Below are 15,914 nucleotides of genomic sequence, written 5' to 3'. Positions count from 1 at the left end.
CGATAAATGATTGCAAGAAGGAAAATTTTACGGTACGATCCATATTAAATGTTGTAAAGACAAGGAGGATTATATGATACCGATTGTTGTTTTATCCGGATTTTTGGGCAGCGGTAAAACAACTCTTCTTCAGCATGCGCTGGCTTACTACAAGGAGCAGGACCTCAAGCCAGCTATTTTGATGAATGAGTTGGGCGATGTTAATCTGGATGGCAGTTTGGTGAACGGCCAAGCACCCATGAAAGAAATGCTCAGTGGCTGTATATGCTGTACCATTCGCGGGGATTTGGGCGTCGAGCTAATGAATCTTGCCGAGGAATATAAGCCGGACGTGATTATTGTAGAATGTACCGGAGTGGCTAATCCGATGGAGATTGTAGATGCAGTGACAGATGCTTCCATATATTCTTCTATGATTTTACAATCTGTTATCACGGTCATGGACGCGCGTCAATTTCTGGATTTTTCTTCAGGTAGCGAGAGAAGCAAGTCGCTTCGTTTGATGCAGGATCAGCTTCGGTGCGCTTCCAAACTGATTATTAACAAGACCGATTTATTGGCTGCGGGAGAGTTGCAGGAAGTACAGGCCCTCGTAAAAGAATTAAATCCATATGCTCTGACTGTGAGCACGCAACGGAGTGACGTGAACGCGGGTACTTTTTTCTCCCTTCAAGGAGAGGACCGCATGGACGAGGAAAATCATCTACACACTTATGATCATGATGAACATACAGACCATCACCATCATGACCACCCTGATCCCGAGCACCATGATCACGACCATGACCATGACCATGACCACGAACATGGGGAGCATTATCATTCCTACGACCATGTAGTTGTTCACACGCATTTCTTTGGACAACCTGTACCACGCTCCGAGTTTGAACAGTTGTTCCGCAGTTTGCCTGCTGAAATTTACCGGGCCAAAGGAATTGTGCGGTTTCTGGAATCAGAGGGTCAGATGATGTTCCAGTTTGCCTATCGGGAGCTGGAAATCATTCCGATCCGCCCGCAAAAGCCAGTGAACGATGTTGCGATTATCATGGGCGAGAATTTCTCTGCTTCCGAGATTGAGGAACGATTGAGAAAGCTGGAAGCGGCCGAAAAGCCATTGACTAGTTCATGACTTCGGGACCGAGCAGCGTTTATCCATCAAGACCTAATCCATCAAAACATAATTCTCACGCTCACCTAGCTGGGAAGCCTGCTTGGGGATTTACAACAATTCTGCTGCTGCTGACTGCCGGGCTGGTGCTGTCGGTTACACTCGCGGTCATGCTGGGTCCTGTGGCTGTCGCACCGGGGACGGTATGGCGAATTGCACTGTCCCATCTTCCCTGGCTGGATCAATGGATACCCGTGACATGGACCAAGCCGGAGCAATATATCGTCTGGGAAATCCGTTTTCCGCGCGTGTTGCTTGGTGTTGTCGTAGGAGCAGGACTTGCTGTTACTGGGGCCGCTATACAGGCATTAATTCGTAATTCGTTAGCGGATCCCTATATTTTAGGAGTCTCGTCCGGGGCTTCGGTGACAGCTACGTTGGTGATTGTGTTTGGAGCTTTCGGATTTTTGGGACGACTTGCGCTGCCTTTATCTGCTTTTATAGGCTCGTTAGCTGCGATGCTCATGGTGTTCGCGTTGGCCCGTGTGGCCGGGCGCATATCGACGACCCGTTTACTGCTGGCAGGGGTTGCAGTGTCCATGATGCTGTCGGCTGTGACTAGCTTTATCGTTACGATGGCCCCGAATGAAAAAGGCATCCGTGACGCGATGTATTGGATGATGGGAAGTCTGGCAGGCGCTCAATGGGACACGCTTTTCATTCCAAGCCTCATTGTAGTAGCTGGAACGGCTGTTCTCCTGACCCGATACCGGTCGCTGAATGCTGTGCTAACGGGTGAAGAGGCCGCAGTAACGCTCGGTGTGAACGTACAGGCGTTCCGCGTATTACTGGTTGTCGTGTTTTCCCTTCTAACCGGGGCAGTTGTATCGGTCAGTGGCTCGATTGGCTTTGTCGGGCTTATGATTCCGCACATTGTTAGGCTGATGGTAGGATCGGATCATCGACGTGTCCTGCCTGTCAGCCTGTTGGCGGGAGCTATTTTTGTCGTGTGGGCAGACGTATGTGCCCGGCTCGTGCTAGCTCCACAGGAGTTGCCGATTGGTATTGTGACGGCTGTGTGCGGAGGACCCTTCTTTGTATGGCTGCTGCGGCGCAGTTCCTACTCGTTTGGAGGCGAAAAATGAATATAGAAGTCGAATATGTGACCTTCAGTATTCACGATAAACGGCTGATCGACGGCATCTGTCTCCAGGTAAAAGCAGGGGAGCTGGTTGGACTGATCGGTCCGAATGGCAGCGGCAAATCGACGTTGCTTAAAAACATGTATCGTGTGCTAAAGCCTGACAGTGGTTTGGTTACGCTGGATGGCCGGGATATACTGCGGATGAAGTACAAAGAGACGGCCCGACAAATGGCAGTGGTGAGTCAGGATGCGCCTCAAACGTTTGATTTTTCAGTACGGGACATCGTCTTGATGGGCCGCCATCCGCATAAGAAACTGCTGGAATCAGACACCGTCGTCGATCATGAGCTGGTTGAGCAGGCGCTGGAGCGGGTAGGGATGAAAGCTCAGGCGGATCAGGGCTTTGCTACCTTGTCCGGCGGTGAAAAGCAACGGGTATTGATTGCTAGAGCCTTGGCCGGACAGGCGAAATTTCTCATTTTGGATGAGCCGACGAATCATCTGGATATCCGGTATCAGCTGCAAATTCTGGATTTGGTCAAAACACTTCAGATAACTACACTAGCTGCGCTTCATGATTTGAATTTGGCGGCATTTTATTGTGATCGAATATATGTATTAAAAGAAGGCAAAGTGGTAGCTTCCGGCATAACGGAGGATGTGTTTCAGCCAGACCTGCTGCGCAGTGTATTCGGGGTGGAGACAGAAATCTGTATTCATCCAAAAACCAGGAAGCCGAATATTACCTTTTTACCGGATTCTCTCAGGAGAGGAGACCATCTATGACGTTAACAGAAAAAAAAGCGATACAATGAGGTAAGATAAACTGCGAATGAAAGAGGAGACGGTACATATGAAAAAATATAGCAAACCCGCGTTACCGTTGGTTATGCTTGCTTTGGTGATGGTGCTGTTGTTGTCAGCCTGCGCAGCAGGAAACACGGCTCAAACAAGCGATCCATCCGCAAACGGGCAGCAACCTGCCGCATCGCAATCGGCGACCAAGGAGACGTCGGTAGAGCTTGAGAATATGGGTGTTAAAATGGTATTTCCCGAGGCGCCCAAACGCGCGGTTACACTGAACCAGCACGCGACAGAGGTTATGCTGGCTCTTGGGCTGGAATCCTCTATGGTAGGAACTGCGTATATGGATGATCAGATTTTGCCGGAATATAAGGCTCAATATGATAAAATACCCGTGCTAGCCAAACAATATCCATCCAAAGAGGTGTTTATGGCTGCTGCGCCGGATTTTGCCTATGCGGGCTGGAAGAGTGCTTTTAATGATAAAAATCTGGGTTCCCGTGAGGAGCTTGCCAAACAGAACGTGCAGACCTATGTACAGGAATCCTCAAATAAGCCGGGTCCCACGTTAGAAGACGTATATCAGGATATACTAAATATTGGACGTATTTTCCGGGTTGAGGAGCGTGCAGAAAAGCTGGTAAATGATATTCGTGAGCAAGTGCAATCCATTCAGACTCAAATTGGTACTGTTGAACAGGCACCCAAGGTGTTTGTCTATGACAGCGGCGAAGACAAGCCTTTTACGGCTGCCAACAATTATCTGACGTCTTTGATTAAAAGTGTGAAGGCGAAAAATATTTTTGATGATATCGACAAAAGTTTTACCGAGGTAAGCTGGGAAGAGGTTGTGAACCGTAATCCTGACGTCATTGTCATTCTCGACTATGGAGATACTTCACTGGCGGATAAAGAGAAGCTACTCCTGAGCAAACCTGCGCTGGCTGGTGTGGAAGCGATCAAAAACAAACGGTTTATAGTGCTGCCATTGTCCGCGGCGGCTGAAGGCGTGCGTGCACCAATTGCACTGAAAACCTTGGCTGCAGGCTTGTACCCGGACAAAATGAAGTAAACAAACAAAAGAGTTGCCAAAACATTGACGAACCTTGCCTAAACTGTTAAACTTGCTAATGCGTAAAGGTTACGTTTATCAAACGCTTATTTTTTTATTACCAAATCGTAATAATTACGGTAGATGGTTTAATGATCATAAACGACCTGGAGAATCTGCGCAAATGATGATCGCTCAGATGGCTCCAGGCTTTTTAAAGGAAAAGGAGATTTGCGTCATGTTATTGGCCTCATTGGAACAGGTCACATTTGGCTACGGAGACGTTCCTAACTTGGTGGATGCCAATGTTGAAATTTTTTCTGGAGAATTTGTGGCTATCACTGGACCGAATGGTGCTTCCAAATCGACGATGCTCAAGTTGCTGCTCGGTTTACTTCAGCCTTGGAAGGGCAAAGTGTTTATGTCCGACCGTACAGGTGAAGGCAAAAAGCTCGTCGTCGGATTTGTTTCACAACAAATTGCTGCCTTCAATGGCGGATTTCCAAGTACGATTTTGGAATTTGTCCGTTCAGGAAGATATACTCATGGCTCTTGGCTGCGCCGTATGCGGTCTGAGGATCATGATCTGACTGAGCAGGCGCTTCGTCAGGTAGGCATGTGGGATTTGCGTCACCGTAAAATCGGCGAATTGTCCGGTGGACAGAAGCAGCGTATTTGTGTGGCAAGAGCGCTCGCTCAGGAATCGGATTTGCTCATTTTGGATGAGCCCACGACCGGAATGGATCAGGAAAGCCGCCATCATTTCTACGATCTGATGAATCAGCAGGTTAAGGAATATGGAAGAACCGTGGTCATGGTGACCCATGGACTATCGGAAGTGCAACATTATCTGGATCGTATTATTGAGCTTGAAAGGAAGGAAGATGGCGGATGGAAATGCTGCACTACGACTTCATGCAGCGGGCATTTTGTGCCGGTGGGGTAATTGCACTGCTGGCCTCGGTGCTTGGAGTATACCTGATGCTGCGGCGTCAGGCTCTCATGGCGGACATGCTATCGCATGTATCGCTGGCAGGAGTGGCAGCGGGTGCCTATTTAGGCATTAACCCGACGATAACCGGATTTATTGTTGCCGTGATCGGCGCGATTATCGTTGAATACGTCCGCAGGTCTTACAAAACATATAGTGAGATTTCTGTGGCTATTATTATGGTAGGCGGCCTCTCGACGGCTGTTATTTTAATGAATCTGAATCAGAGCATCAACAAAGGGTTCTCTGCTTATTTGTTTGGTTCGGTGGTAGCGGTCAATCAGACAGAGCTGATGTTGATGATCGCAGTGGCTGTGATCGGAGGTATTTTCTTTTTCGTATTCCGGCGTCCTTTGTATCAGATTACCTTTGATGAAGAAACAGCGAAGACCAATGGTCTTCCTGTCAAGGCTATCTCATTTGCGTTTAGTATTTTAACAGGAATGATTGTAGCCGCTGCAATGCCGATTGTCGGTGTGCTGCTTGTCTCCTCACTAATCGTGCTACCTGCTGCACTGGCGATTCGAATTGCACCGAGCTTCGCGGCAGCCATCTGGATATCTATGGTCACCGCATTGATCGGTGTATTTATGGGTTTAACCGCATCGTATGAACTAAGTACGCCCCCAGGGGGGACGATTGCCATGGTGCTGTTATTATTGCTGATCGTAGGAGTTGGCATTCAAAAGCTGGTCCGTAAGCTGGGCAAGCAGCAGGCTTCCCGACGTAAGAACGCGACAGGTCAGTGATTGTAACTATAGTGAGAGTAAACTAAAAACTAACACATAAGGAGTTATGATAAATATGAATACATGGTTCAAAAAATCATTTGTATTGTCTGCGGGACTAGCACTTATTTTGTCTGGCTGCGGAGCCAAATCTGATAATGCAGCTACAAATGCTTCTCAAACCGAGCCAAATTCGGCACAAACAGCGGACAGTGGTAAAAAGCTGAATGTGGTCACCACTTTTTATCCGATGTATGAATTTACCAAGCAAGTTGCTGGAGACCATGCTAACGTAATCGCGTTGATTCCTGCCGGTGCCGAGCCGCATGACTGGGAACCGAGCGCCAAAGATATGGCACAGGTTAAGGATGCTGACGTATTTGTTTATAACGGTATCGTTGAAGATTGGGCAGAACAGGCTTTGAGTAGCGCGTCTAACGATAAGCGTGTTGTAGTTGAAGCGAGCAAAGGGTTGAACCTGATGGAAGGTACGGCTGAGGAGGAAGAAGGAGAAGAAGCGCACGCAGAGGAAGGCCATAATCACGATCATGTGCTGGACCCTCATGTATGGCTTGATCCAGTCTTGGCTCAAAAAGAAGTAGAGTCTATTGAAGCGGGGCTTGCGGCAGCCGACCCCACGAACAAAGCAGATTATGAGAAAAACGCTGATGCTTATATCGCCAAGCTGAAAGAGCTGGATACTGAGTTCAAAACAGGTCTGAAAGATGTAAAACGTAAAGACTTTATTACGCAGCATGCTGCTTTTAGCTATTTGGCTAAGCAATACGGTTTGACCCAAGTACCCATTGCCGGATTATCTCCGGAGCAGGAGCCTACACCGGACAAGTTGGCGGGTATTATCAAATTTGCTAAAGAAAATAATGTTAAAACGATTTTCTTTGAAACTCTTGTTGATCCGAAGGTCGCTGAGACCGTAGCTACTGAAATCGGTTCAAAAACCGATGTACTGAATCCGCTTGAAGGGCTGACGGATGAAGAGAAGCAGAAGAACCTGGATTACATCGGTGTTATGAAAAACAATCTGGAGGCTTTGAAAAAAGCCTTGAACGAATAAGTTTATAAACTGACGTCGGAAGGATACCGGCGTCAGTTTTTTTATAACTATCTAATGAAATTTCATTTTATTGGCTAGTGCTCTAGATACAGTAGATATATAGTGCTTTGTAATTTGCTTTACAGGAATGACTTACGTCATTATGAAACGTTTTTTTGAAAACTAATTCTGTAGTAGTTAGTTTCAAATTCCTTTTATAATTCAATGGTAGCGTTTTTGTTTTTACAGATTATTTCTATTAATATTACTAGTTTTTTCACCGATATTGAAATTTGGGTGTGCATATCATTTTACAACGGATTGGAGAGATCAATTTGGCAACAGTTATAGTAGTGGATGATTCTTTATTTATGCGTTCTGTGCTTAAGGATATTCTTTTGGATTTAGGTCACGCTGTTATTGCGGAAGCAGAAAATGGGTATGATGCTGTTTTGAAATACGCACACTTTCGTCCTGATTTAATCACCATGGATATCAATATGCCCAAGATGGATGGACTTGAGGCCGTTAAAAAGATTGTAGAGCTTGATCCCCAAGCCAACATTTTAATGTGTTCTGCTTTGGGGCAGCAGGAAGCGATTATAAAAGCATTTCAGGCAGGTGCAAAAGACTTTATTGTTAAGCCATTTGAGATGGAAAGGGTTGTGAATGCAGTCACAAAAATGCTGGGTAGTTAACGAATCAAGATTTTGATACATAAATATTGAACATGTTGATACGAGAATTCCATGCTTATTTTCACGAATATGGAGATGAATAGGATGAGCAATCGAGTGTTGTCTCAAAAAGTATTTATAGATGAACTGATCGCTACGATCAAGAATGGAGGGCTTGTCCCTGTAAATTATGAACACCTCATCAGCGAACAAAGAGAAAGAATGGATGCCCTTAACAATGAACTCACCCTTCGTATTGAGGGATTAGAGACAGATTTGATCTCTGCTTCGACACATTCCATTCCTTTTGCCAATGGCGAAATTATGTTTCTTGCTCGTTATATTGTACTCATTGGGGATCATACTGAGGGCTACTTTGTGTTTTATCGAGCAGAAGACTGTGAAAGTCCGGAGGAATATCAGTTTTTAACAAGCTCTTATCAACTTCCACATTTGTTGCTTGAATTATCTCTTACTTTAAAAGAACATGGCACTAATGAGCCGCTTGATATTCTGACTTATTGGAATGGGCCTGTCTATCCGTTGAAAGATTTGAATAAAGAAGATATTAAGCTGTCCACTTATGAGTTTTAATTCCCTTGAGAGAGTCAAATCCCTCAGGGGATTTTTTTACATTGATAATCAAACGCATGTTCGCATATAATACAAACAAACGTTCTGATAAGGAGTGAAGGATCATGTTTGAAAAATACGTGGGGCAGATCGTGGAAATCGTGTATATGGATCGGAAGGGCAAACTGTCTCATCGGCGCATCGAGGTGCATCGTGTGCAGAATGGCTTGATACGGGCCACCTGTTTACAGACAGGCCAGCCACGTGTTTTTCGATTAGATCATGTATTGGCATGGCATCCGGTAACCAGAACAGCATAGGAGGGGCTTACGATGGGGAAAAAGCTTGAAGGAAATGGCATATGGGAAAGCTCGCGCATGATTTTGCCTGAGCATCGGGAGGCACACTTAAGACTGATGAAGGAGCAGAGAAGACGCGGCAAGCCGACACTGGACGATCAGGAAATGCAGCAGATTGAACAGGCCATCATCGTATCCTATAACGAACGGAAGCCTATTACGCTAAGAGTGTTCAATCCTTTTGATGATGAGGAGCTGTGTGGACTGGTCACGGTGATTAACACAAGTCGGCGAGAAGTGAAGCTGTCCCGTGGGGAAGAGGATTTTAGCTGGATTAAGTTGGAGGAAATCATCGAGGCGGATATATAAAAAAAGTCTGACTAAGTCGGACTTTTTTACATTTGTCCTGCCGTTTTATAATTAAGATTGTAGCTCTATGAATTCATATTTAAAATAAAACTGTAATTGCAAAAGGAGGAGTTCAATATGAAAATAAGTAAAAATAATGCTGAACATTATATATGGGGAGATCAATGTGATGGTTGGCGCTTGGTGAAAAATAATGATTTGAGCATTATTCATGAGCGGATGCCCGGAAATACACATGAGGTCAGACATTATCATCATCATGCGCGCCAATTTTTCTTTATTTTATCAGGTACAGCGGTACTTGAAGTGGATGGCGAACGAATCCAATTAGGATCTCAGGAAGGGTGTGAGGTTCCTCCTATGGTGCCTCATCAAATGTTTAATGAAACGAATCAGGATGTTGAATTTTTGGTTATTTCTCAGCCTGCGAGCAGAGGTGACCGGGTTCTGGCCGAAAAATAATATTTTGGAGCAGACATGTTCCAGCGAAGGTTGACAAGTCTTTTTTAGTACCGTATAGTGCTAAATATGATGAAAAAAAATAAAATCACGAATCGGGATGTTGTTCTGCGCATCGCCACCTCATTGTTTCTTACCCAAGGATATCATGCAACAAGTATGGATGAAATTGTGGCTGTGAGCAATGTGTCCAAAACGAACATTTACTATTATTTTAAAAGTAAAGAAGAGCTACTTTCAGCCATTCTGGATCAACTGATTCAAACGTATAATGAGATGATTTATGAAGTTGTTTCGCGTAAGGATCAGTCTGTTCAGGAACGTTTTGAAATCCTTCTTCAATTGCTGACAGAGCAAGAGACAGATTGTTTGGGAGGCTGTCCCTTTATTACTCTTTATACGCAAATGCCTCAAAATAGCGCCTTGTTTCGGAATAAAATAAGCCAGTTCTTCCAAAGCCAAATCACTACCGTAGAAATATTGTTGAACGAGGGAAGGGAAAGATTAGAGATTCAGGCTGAACTTCCTGCGAGGTCGACGGCCCAATTCATCGTCTCGGCCATTGAAGGTGCGCTCTTTCTGCAGCATGCAAGCCAGGACCCGAGCATACTCGAAAATTTAAAATTTACTTTAGCACTTCTGCTAAAGTGATTTTTTTAATCTTTATTAGTACTATGAAGTACTAAAAATTAAAAAAGGCAGGTTTCGTATATGGCACATATCTTTATCACGGGCGGCACAGGATTTATCGGCATGCATACGTTACGGCAACTTTCCAAGGAGGAACACACTATTACCGTCCTGGTTCGTTCGCAGCAAAAGTGGGAACAAATATGCAGGCAAATGGATTTGGAGACAGCATGGCATATCGGGAAATTAACACCGGTTATTGGCGATTTGAGTATACCTGCTCTAGGATTAAATCCTGTTGACAGGCAACTTGTGGAGACAGCAGATGTGGTAATTCACGCAGGAGGTCCGATGGATATTCTGCTGGGAGAGGAGGATGCGAGAGCAGCTTTTCTACAAGCGGCAGAAGAAATGATAACGTTGGCTACACATATTCATACGAGCAAAGGGTTACGACATTTTATCCATTTGGTTGGGTACAAAAGCCCTTTTAATGATCATAATTGGATTACTCCCGAGCCGGTCATCGATCATTTGGAACAGGCACCTCCATATGAACGGATGAAATTTTTGGCTGATTTGCGTATCCGTCAAGGAGCACACAAGGAAGGATTTCCGCTTTCGGTTGTCCATTTGAGCGTTGTCATTGGTGACTCAGAGTCTGGGGATACGCCCCAAACTGGTGGGCTAGGCATTCTCGTAGGTTCTACAGCGCGCAAGCTTATGGGACTTGTCCCCGGCGGAAAATCTCATTGGCTCCCCTTGGTCCATGTAGATCATGCAGCCGAATTGATCAGTGCTCTTACGAAGGAATCACATCCTGCCAGCGAAACATACTACTTGATGGATGACAGACAGCAGAGTCCAACGATGATAGAGCTGGGAACGAATATGGCGAAGGAGCTTCGTGTACGTAAACCGCTCGGTTCGATTTCGCCAGCTTGGCTAACCAGTATACTGGGTACTCCTCTGGGCCAAAAGTTAGGTATTCCGAAGGAATCACTCGATTTTATCGTGGATGTGGACTACCCACTGGATGCAGCACGAGAGATTCAACGTAAATACGGGTTGTCACAGGCGATGAACAAAAGCGTGTTCCCATTTGTCATTACTGATCTTGATTTCAGGATTGCTCATTCCACCATAGATACAGATGGATATGTCCGCAACAGACGTGGGCCATTAGCTACACTGGAGCGAAGGGTGAAGAATGGAAATCCAACGATCGTATTAGTTCACGGTACTTTCAGCGGGGCAGATTGTTTGATACCGCTGGCAAATCAATTTCCGGAATCCTCTGTTTGCTTGGTGGATCTTCCCGGTTTTGGCCGTTCCCCATACCATCATAAGGAGGATGTACTAGAAGGCCACATTGAATCGTTAGTGCAGGCTATTCAGGCTTTGGAAACGCCAATCTGCCTTGTAGGTCATTCGTTCGGCGGACTACTAGCTGCTAAGGCATGGGAACGCGTACCTGAGCGTATCAGTAGCTTACACCTATTGCAGCCTGTATTGCATACTGCTCCGCGCAGATATCGGAGCGCACGAATTACGGAGAGTATGCTAGGCAGATTCAGCGATTCAGGCTTACGCAAGCAATTGCTTGCGCAGACTTGTTTTGAAAGTATCGACGATATCCCGCCAGCATACATCACGTATGTTCTTGAAGAAATACGTTCCCCACGCGTAAGAAAGACGACTGCGCAAGCCCTAGCCATGCTAACGAAGTCCGATAGCTTCCGGTCGGTCCCTGAGATATCCGAAAGAATGTATAAAGAGGAGGTTTCGATTCTATGGGGTGTGAAGGATCAGATCTATAAGTTGCCCGAGCCATTTCATGCCCTGCATACGCTGAATATTCCGGCAGCTCATCATTTTCCGATCTCGCAACCGGAACGAACAGCGCAATATCTAAAGCAGCACATAGGACAGAATAACGTTAGTGTATAAAAATAAAACCAGCCTAGCACATATAAATCAAGTGCCGACTGGTTTTTTATCAATAAATGTCCTTAGCATCTGCTGGGAGAGCTTTTACGTGATGGAGATAGTTCATAACACGTTGATCGTCCGGAGTCGGATATTCGTAACCATAATGGTTCGCCACCTCCAGGGCCACTTCTCTAAATAAATTACCCATGATAAAAAGAGACTGCCACATATGTTCATAATCTGCATCCGCAAACGTTTGGACGTAGGCTGTCCAATGTTCAGGCTCAAGATGGTTCTCGAAATATTTCCCCTGTTTACCCGGATCTGCAGCGAAGTCTGTTCGTATACCAATATGCCATTCCAGCATGAAGTGAAGCGCATCCCTTACAGGTCGATCCAGCATAAATTTGGCATAAGGGAGTTCCTGGCGCCATAATCCTTTAGCCACATAGGTACTGACCCACCAGAACTCGTTGCAGGAATCTGCAAAGGCTTGGGCGGTTGGAGGTACCGTCTTATAATCTTGAAGACTTGGCGGTGGGAAAGGCTCCACAAGTCCGTCTTTGTCCAGCAGCAGTACACTTAAGCTGTCTCGGGCCCAATTGGCGATGTTATTCGTAGGGCAGAGTGTAAGATCTATGCGATTGCCGTCCGTAAATAACATGAGAAAAGCAAAGCGATCACGAGACGTCGGAGAGGGTTTCATATGCTCATCGGGCGTTTGCATAATGATTAATTCTCCAAAGCTGTTAATCCAGCGACGATCCTGAATAAAGCTGTCCATACAGGATACGAGAAAGACAATATCATAATCTTGAAAAATATCCCGTGGAGCATGTGGATTCGCACGTGAACCATTCATAATCACGGCACGCACCCGTTCGTCCTCTTGAGCAAATTGGAGAATGGTATGAAGCATTTCATGTTCATTTCTCATTACAGTTGTCTCCATAATCGGTATTTAAGGAAAAGAACGTGGACAAGGCAGCAACCGAAATAAAGGCCACCAGCTCAAGGATCATCAAGGAAAGCGACCTCCTGTAGGTTCTTTTATCTGGGAAAAGTATCCTATCCTTACAATAGCCTATGAACGAACGCTATTCAACTGTGTTGCGGGCCTTCTCATCACTGAACGGACACTTGACTGAATTGTATATTTTATCCATAATGAAGCGAGGCATCAAGTACAGACCATCTTAGAGCTTAATCCTCTAATACGTTTAAAGGAGTGATGATGTTTGAATACGAACAAACAAATTAAAAAGCTTATGAGAGGTTTATGTATTTAGATGAATAAGAATCTCTCATAAGCTTATGGGAGGCAAATCGGACAATATGTGTGCTAATAACATGATTCAAGGAATGGAACTCGCGAAACTTTATTTTTATAAGGCATCCGGTCTTTTTGATGCAATGAAGCATCACATATCGATTCAAGGTGTCATTTGCGGCACTGTACCCGGCAGAATTTTTTTATCCAATGATGGGGCGACCGCTGTATTGAGCAACCCCCAAGGCATTTTTCTGGGAGGAAGTCCGGACAATAAAGCCTTCTTCAAAGAAATCAACGTGCTGCTTCAAGAGATTCTGTTGCCTCAACTTGCATCTAAAGGAAAATTAGACTACGTGCTATATTACCCGACAGATGAGAAGTGGGAAGCTGCCCTTGAAACTGTAATGAAGGATGTACGGCCTATGAAGAGTGGACGAATGACGTTTACTCAGCATTTGAACGGCATAGCTAGCCCGCTCGGTGAGGATATAGTAGCAATAGATCGTCAACTATTAAAGCAGCGGCATCTGACAGGACTAGATGATATCATTCATGAGATCCTGGAGGGCTGGCCTTCTCAGGAGGCTTACGAAAACAATGGATTTGGGTGCGCTGCCATTCAACATACGGAGGAAGGCCCGGCCATTGTCAGCTGGTGCTTGACCGATTGGGTCGTGGGTCAAGAGTGTGAATTGGGCATTCAAACCGATGCGAGCTACCGGAAAAAAGGATGGGCCCGAAAGGTAGCCCTCGGCGCGCTTTCCCTAGCCAAACAACGGGGGATCGTTAGAGTCGGCTGGCAGTGCTGGTCCGATAATATAGGATCACAAAGAACAGCCTTATCTGTAGGCTTTGCATTGCTTGTGGATTTTCCGGTTTTGTTTGGATGGAATCTTCCCTTAAACAACCTTTTGGTAAACGGGAATTATTATATGCATGGTAATATAAAATATGGCGTAGCACCAGACTACGCCCGCTCAGCCTGGAGTTACGCACAGGCACTTGAGCAAGACTGGGATTGGAATGGAGATGCGGGGCTATATTGGAATGCAGCCTGCATGTTTTATTTGACTGGTGAACAAGAACGTGCACGACATTATTATCAAAAGGCAATCCAGAAGGGATGGATCGACATCCATCAGCCACACCAGCATGGATTCGTATATCAGGAAGCAGACAGCGAGCAGATTGCTCGTATTCTTGATGAATCGACTGAATAAAATCATAGAGTGCAATAGAGAAAGGTCGCCTTATGGCGGCTTTTTTCGTTGGAGAAAGGTTGCGGGAGCTATTACGTTTACCTTGCGCTTCTTTTATAGTAATATAAATTAATCGTAATAATTACAATTAAAGGAGGTGACGTAATGCTAGAACAGCTTTATCGGCAAACCATTATGGATCATTACAAGCAACCGCGCAACTATGGAAAGCTTAGAGATGATGACGCTATCGTACTTCCGTATAAAAATCCGACGTGTGGAGATGTCATGATTTTATATATACTGCTACAAGACGACTGTGTTCAGGATATCAAATTTGAAGGTTCAGGCTGCTCAATCAGTATGGCCTCCTGTTCCATGATGACTGAACTGGTCAAGCGAAAATCTATAGCGGAGGTGGATGAACTGCTACAACAGTTCACTTCCATGATCAAGGAAGGGGCAGTGCCGGATGAAGATGTGCTGGAGGATACCATCTCATTGTCGGGTGTGCACAAGCTCAGAGGACGTCACAACTGTGCCCTGATGGGCTGGCAGGCTTTGCAAAAATCGCTGGAACAGCATGCAATAACCATGGGAAATCATAATTAAGGAGTCATCAACATGAAGGAAAACAGAATAACCTCGGAACTACCTTCCAAGGCAGAGCGTCATCGACTGTTCGGCTCGGTAGACCCTATTCCGGGAGATAAACCTACAAACAAGGAATACATGTCCGATTTACAAAATGAGCAGCGTAACTATTTGTTCGACATTGAACAGGTGGGCATCGCTAGTGTAAAACACCCCATTACCGTGGTGGCGGGATTGGCCCCTACATCACAGGTAAGCATTGGAACCTTTAAGCTGACAACTTCGCTAAACTGTGAGGCCAAAGGAATCAATATGAGCCGCCTGACAGAGCATTTGGAGGAGTATCGGCAGCAGGGGGGAACGACGGATGTGGCGCAGCTGGCCCTTTTTGCGGAGGGTTTGGCTGCACGGATGCATCAGGAACGCGCCGAGCTGGAGCTTTCGTTTCCCTGGTTCTACGAACGACCTTCCCCTATCCTGAAGAAGATGGGACTAAACCATGCTGAGGCCCTGATCCGAATCAGCTATGAGGAAGGACGGGGAAGCCGTGCTATGGTTGGCTTGACCGTGGCGGTAACCACTTTATGTCCATGCTCCAAGGAAATCAGCGAGTACAGCGCACATAATCAGCGTGGCGTGGTGACCATAGAAGCACACATAGATGAGCCGGACAAGCTGGAACGGGATTGGAAGACCATGCTACTGGATGCAGCAGAATCCAATGCCAGCGCTCCGCTGCATCCGGTTCTCAAGCGCCCGGACGAAAAGGCGGTGACTGAAAAAGCGTATGAAAATCCGCGTTTTGTCGAGGATATGGTGAGGCTAATTGCTGCCGATTTGGTCGAATTGGAGGCTATTCGTGCTTTCACGGTGGAGTGCAGGAACGAAGAATCCATTCATCTACATGATGCCATAGCAAAAATCTCATATGAAAAACCGCGCTCCTGATTCTGTCAGGAAGAAATACAGCATAATTCCATTTTGCAAAATTCAACCCACTCTATATATAATGAATGGAGTTCTCATGAA

Annotated in this window: 18 protein-coding genes; 17 read left to right on the top strand and 1 reads right to left on the bottom strand. The window is 45.7% G+C overall.

All coding sequences use genetic code 11. The features are described from left to right. The first annotated feature begins 73 nt into the window (after window positions 1-73). The 14 genes from AC6EJC_RS17175 (at window position 74) to AC6EJC_RS17110 (ending at window position 11,837) form a co-directional block, all read left to right on the top strand. The gene (locus tag AC6EJC_RS17175; RefSeq protein ID WP_444955013.1) at window positions 74-1,129 is read left to right on the top strand and encodes a CobW family GTP-binding protein; all 1,056 of its coding nucleotides are present in this window, start codon (window positions 74-76) and stop codon (window positions 1,127-1,129) included. Beyond that, window positions 1,126-2,253: a FecCD family ABC transporter permease gene (locus AC6EJC_RS17170; RefSeq protein WP_444955012.1), complete on the top strand. Its 1,128-nt coding sequence runs from the start codon at window positions 1,126-1,128 to the stop codon at window positions 2,251-2,253. The genes AC6EJC_RS17175 and AC6EJC_RS17170 overlap by 4 nt, the downstream gene beginning before the upstream one ends. Then, complete coding sequence (locus AC6EJC_RS17165; RefSeq protein ID WP_413986051.1) at window positions 2,250-3,038, top strand: ABC transporter ATP-binding protein; 789 nt, start codon at window positions 2,250-2,252, stop codon at window positions 3,036-3,038. The genes AC6EJC_RS17170 and AC6EJC_RS17165 overlap by 4 nt, the downstream gene beginning before the upstream one ends. 67 nt (window positions 3,039-3,105) lie before the next feature. Next, on the top strand, window positions 3,106-4,128 hold the full coding sequence (locus AC6EJC_RS17160) for an ABC transporter substrate-binding protein (RefSeq protein WP_444955011.1): 1,023 nt from the start codon (window positions 3,106-3,108) through the stop codon (window positions 4,126-4,128). Window positions 4,129-4,345: 217 nt separating this feature from the next. Then, complete coding sequence (locus tag AC6EJC_RS17155; RefSeq protein WP_013310125.1) at window positions 4,346-5,053, top strand: metal ABC transporter ATP-binding protein; 708 nt, start codon at window positions 4,346-4,348, stop codon at window positions 5,051-5,053. Further along, a complete protein-coding gene (locus AC6EJC_RS17150) occupies window positions 4,999-5,847 on the top strand; it encodes a metal ABC transporter permease (RefSeq protein ID WP_444955010.1) in 849 nt (282 codons plus the stop codon). The genes AC6EJC_RS17155 and AC6EJC_RS17150 overlap by 55 nt, the downstream gene beginning before the upstream one ends. 55 nt (window positions 5,848-5,902) lie before the next feature. Next, window positions 5,903-6,901 carry a metal ABC transporter substrate-binding protein gene (locus AC6EJC_RS17145; protein WP_444955009.1) on the top strand — a complete coding sequence of 333 codons (999 nt, stop codon included), beginning with the start codon at window positions 5,903-5,905 and terminating at the stop codon, window positions 6,899-6,901. 314 nt (window positions 6,902-7,215) lie between these two features. Continuing rightward, a complete protein-coding gene (locus AC6EJC_RS17140; protein WP_023988407.1) occupies window positions 7,216-7,578 on the top strand; it encodes a response regulator in 363 nt (120 codons plus the stop codon). Window positions 7,579-7,662: 84 nt separating this feature from the next. After that, complete coding sequence (locus AC6EJC_RS17135) at window positions 7,663-8,151, top strand: hypothetical protein (protein WP_444955008.1); 489 nt, start codon at window positions 7,663-7,665, stop codon at window positions 8,149-8,151. 104 nt (window positions 8,152-8,255) lie between these two features. Next, complete coding sequence (locus tag AC6EJC_RS17130) at window positions 8,256-8,450, top strand: hypothetical protein (RefSeq protein WP_444955007.1); 195 nt, start codon at window positions 8,256-8,258, stop codon at window positions 8,448-8,450. A gap of 12 nt (window positions 8,451-8,462) precedes the next feature. Then, complete coding sequence (locus AC6EJC_RS17125) at window positions 8,463-8,798, top strand: YolD-like family protein (protein ID WP_444955006.1); 336 nt, start codon at window positions 8,463-8,465, stop codon at window positions 8,796-8,798. Window positions 8,799-8,915: 117 nt separating this feature from the next. Continuing rightward, window positions 8,916-9,260, top strand: a complete 345-nt coding sequence (locus AC6EJC_RS17120; protein WP_028542344.1) for a cupin domain-containing protein — start codon at window positions 8,916-8,918, stop codon at window positions 9,258-9,260. 66 nt (window positions 9,261-9,326) lie between these two features. Further along, complete coding sequence (locus tag AC6EJC_RS17115; RefSeq protein WP_444955005.1) at window positions 9,327-9,908, top strand: TetR/AcrR family transcriptional regulator; 582 nt, start codon at window positions 9,327-9,329, stop codon at window positions 9,906-9,908. A gap of 60 nt (window positions 9,909-9,968) precedes the next feature. After that, window positions 9,969-11,837, top strand: coding sequence for an alpha/beta fold hydrolase (locus tag AC6EJC_RS17110; protein WP_444955004.1), 1,869 nt, complete (start codon window positions 9,969-9,971; stop codon window positions 11,835-11,837). Window positions 11,838-11,886: 49 nt separating this feature from the next. Here the strand turns inward: AC6EJC_RS17110 and AC6EJC_RS17105 are convergent, their stop codons facing one another. Then, a complete protein-coding gene (locus tag AC6EJC_RS17105) occupies window positions 11,887-12,756 on the bottom strand; it encodes an aminoglycoside 6-adenylyltransferase (RefSeq protein WP_444955003.1) in 870 nt (289 codons plus the stop codon). Between the two features lie 398 nt (window positions 12,757-13,154). Between AC6EJC_RS17105 and AC6EJC_RS17100 the strand changes: the two genes are divergently transcribed. The 3 genes from AC6EJC_RS17100 to folE2 all read left to right on the top strand — a co-directional run bounded on the left by AC6EJC_RS17100 (window position 13,155) and on the right by folE2 (window position 15,833). Next, a complete protein-coding gene (locus AC6EJC_RS17100) occupies window positions 13,155-14,312 on the top strand; it encodes a GNAT family N-acetyltransferase (RefSeq protein ID WP_444955002.1) in 1,158 nt (385 codons plus the stop codon). Window positions 14,313-14,456: 144 nt separating this feature from the next. Next, window positions 14,457-14,903 (top strand): Fe-S cluster assembly sulfur transfer protein SufU, encoded by a 447-nt coding sequence (gene sufU / locus AC6EJC_RS17095; protein ID WP_444955001.1) that lies wholly within the window; start codon window positions 14,457-14,459, stop codon window positions 14,901-14,903. 12 nt (window positions 14,904-14,915) lie between these two features. Next, entirely contained in the window at window positions 14,916-15,833 is a 918-nt protein-coding gene (gene folE2 / locus AC6EJC_RS17090) for a GTP cyclohydrolase FolE2 (protein WP_444955000.1), read from the top strand. Window positions 15,834-15,914 lie beyond the last annotated feature (81 nt).

Source organism: Paenibacillus sp. TY11 (assembly GCF_059772165.1).
This window is presented reverse-complemented; position numbering and strand designations above follow the sequence as displayed.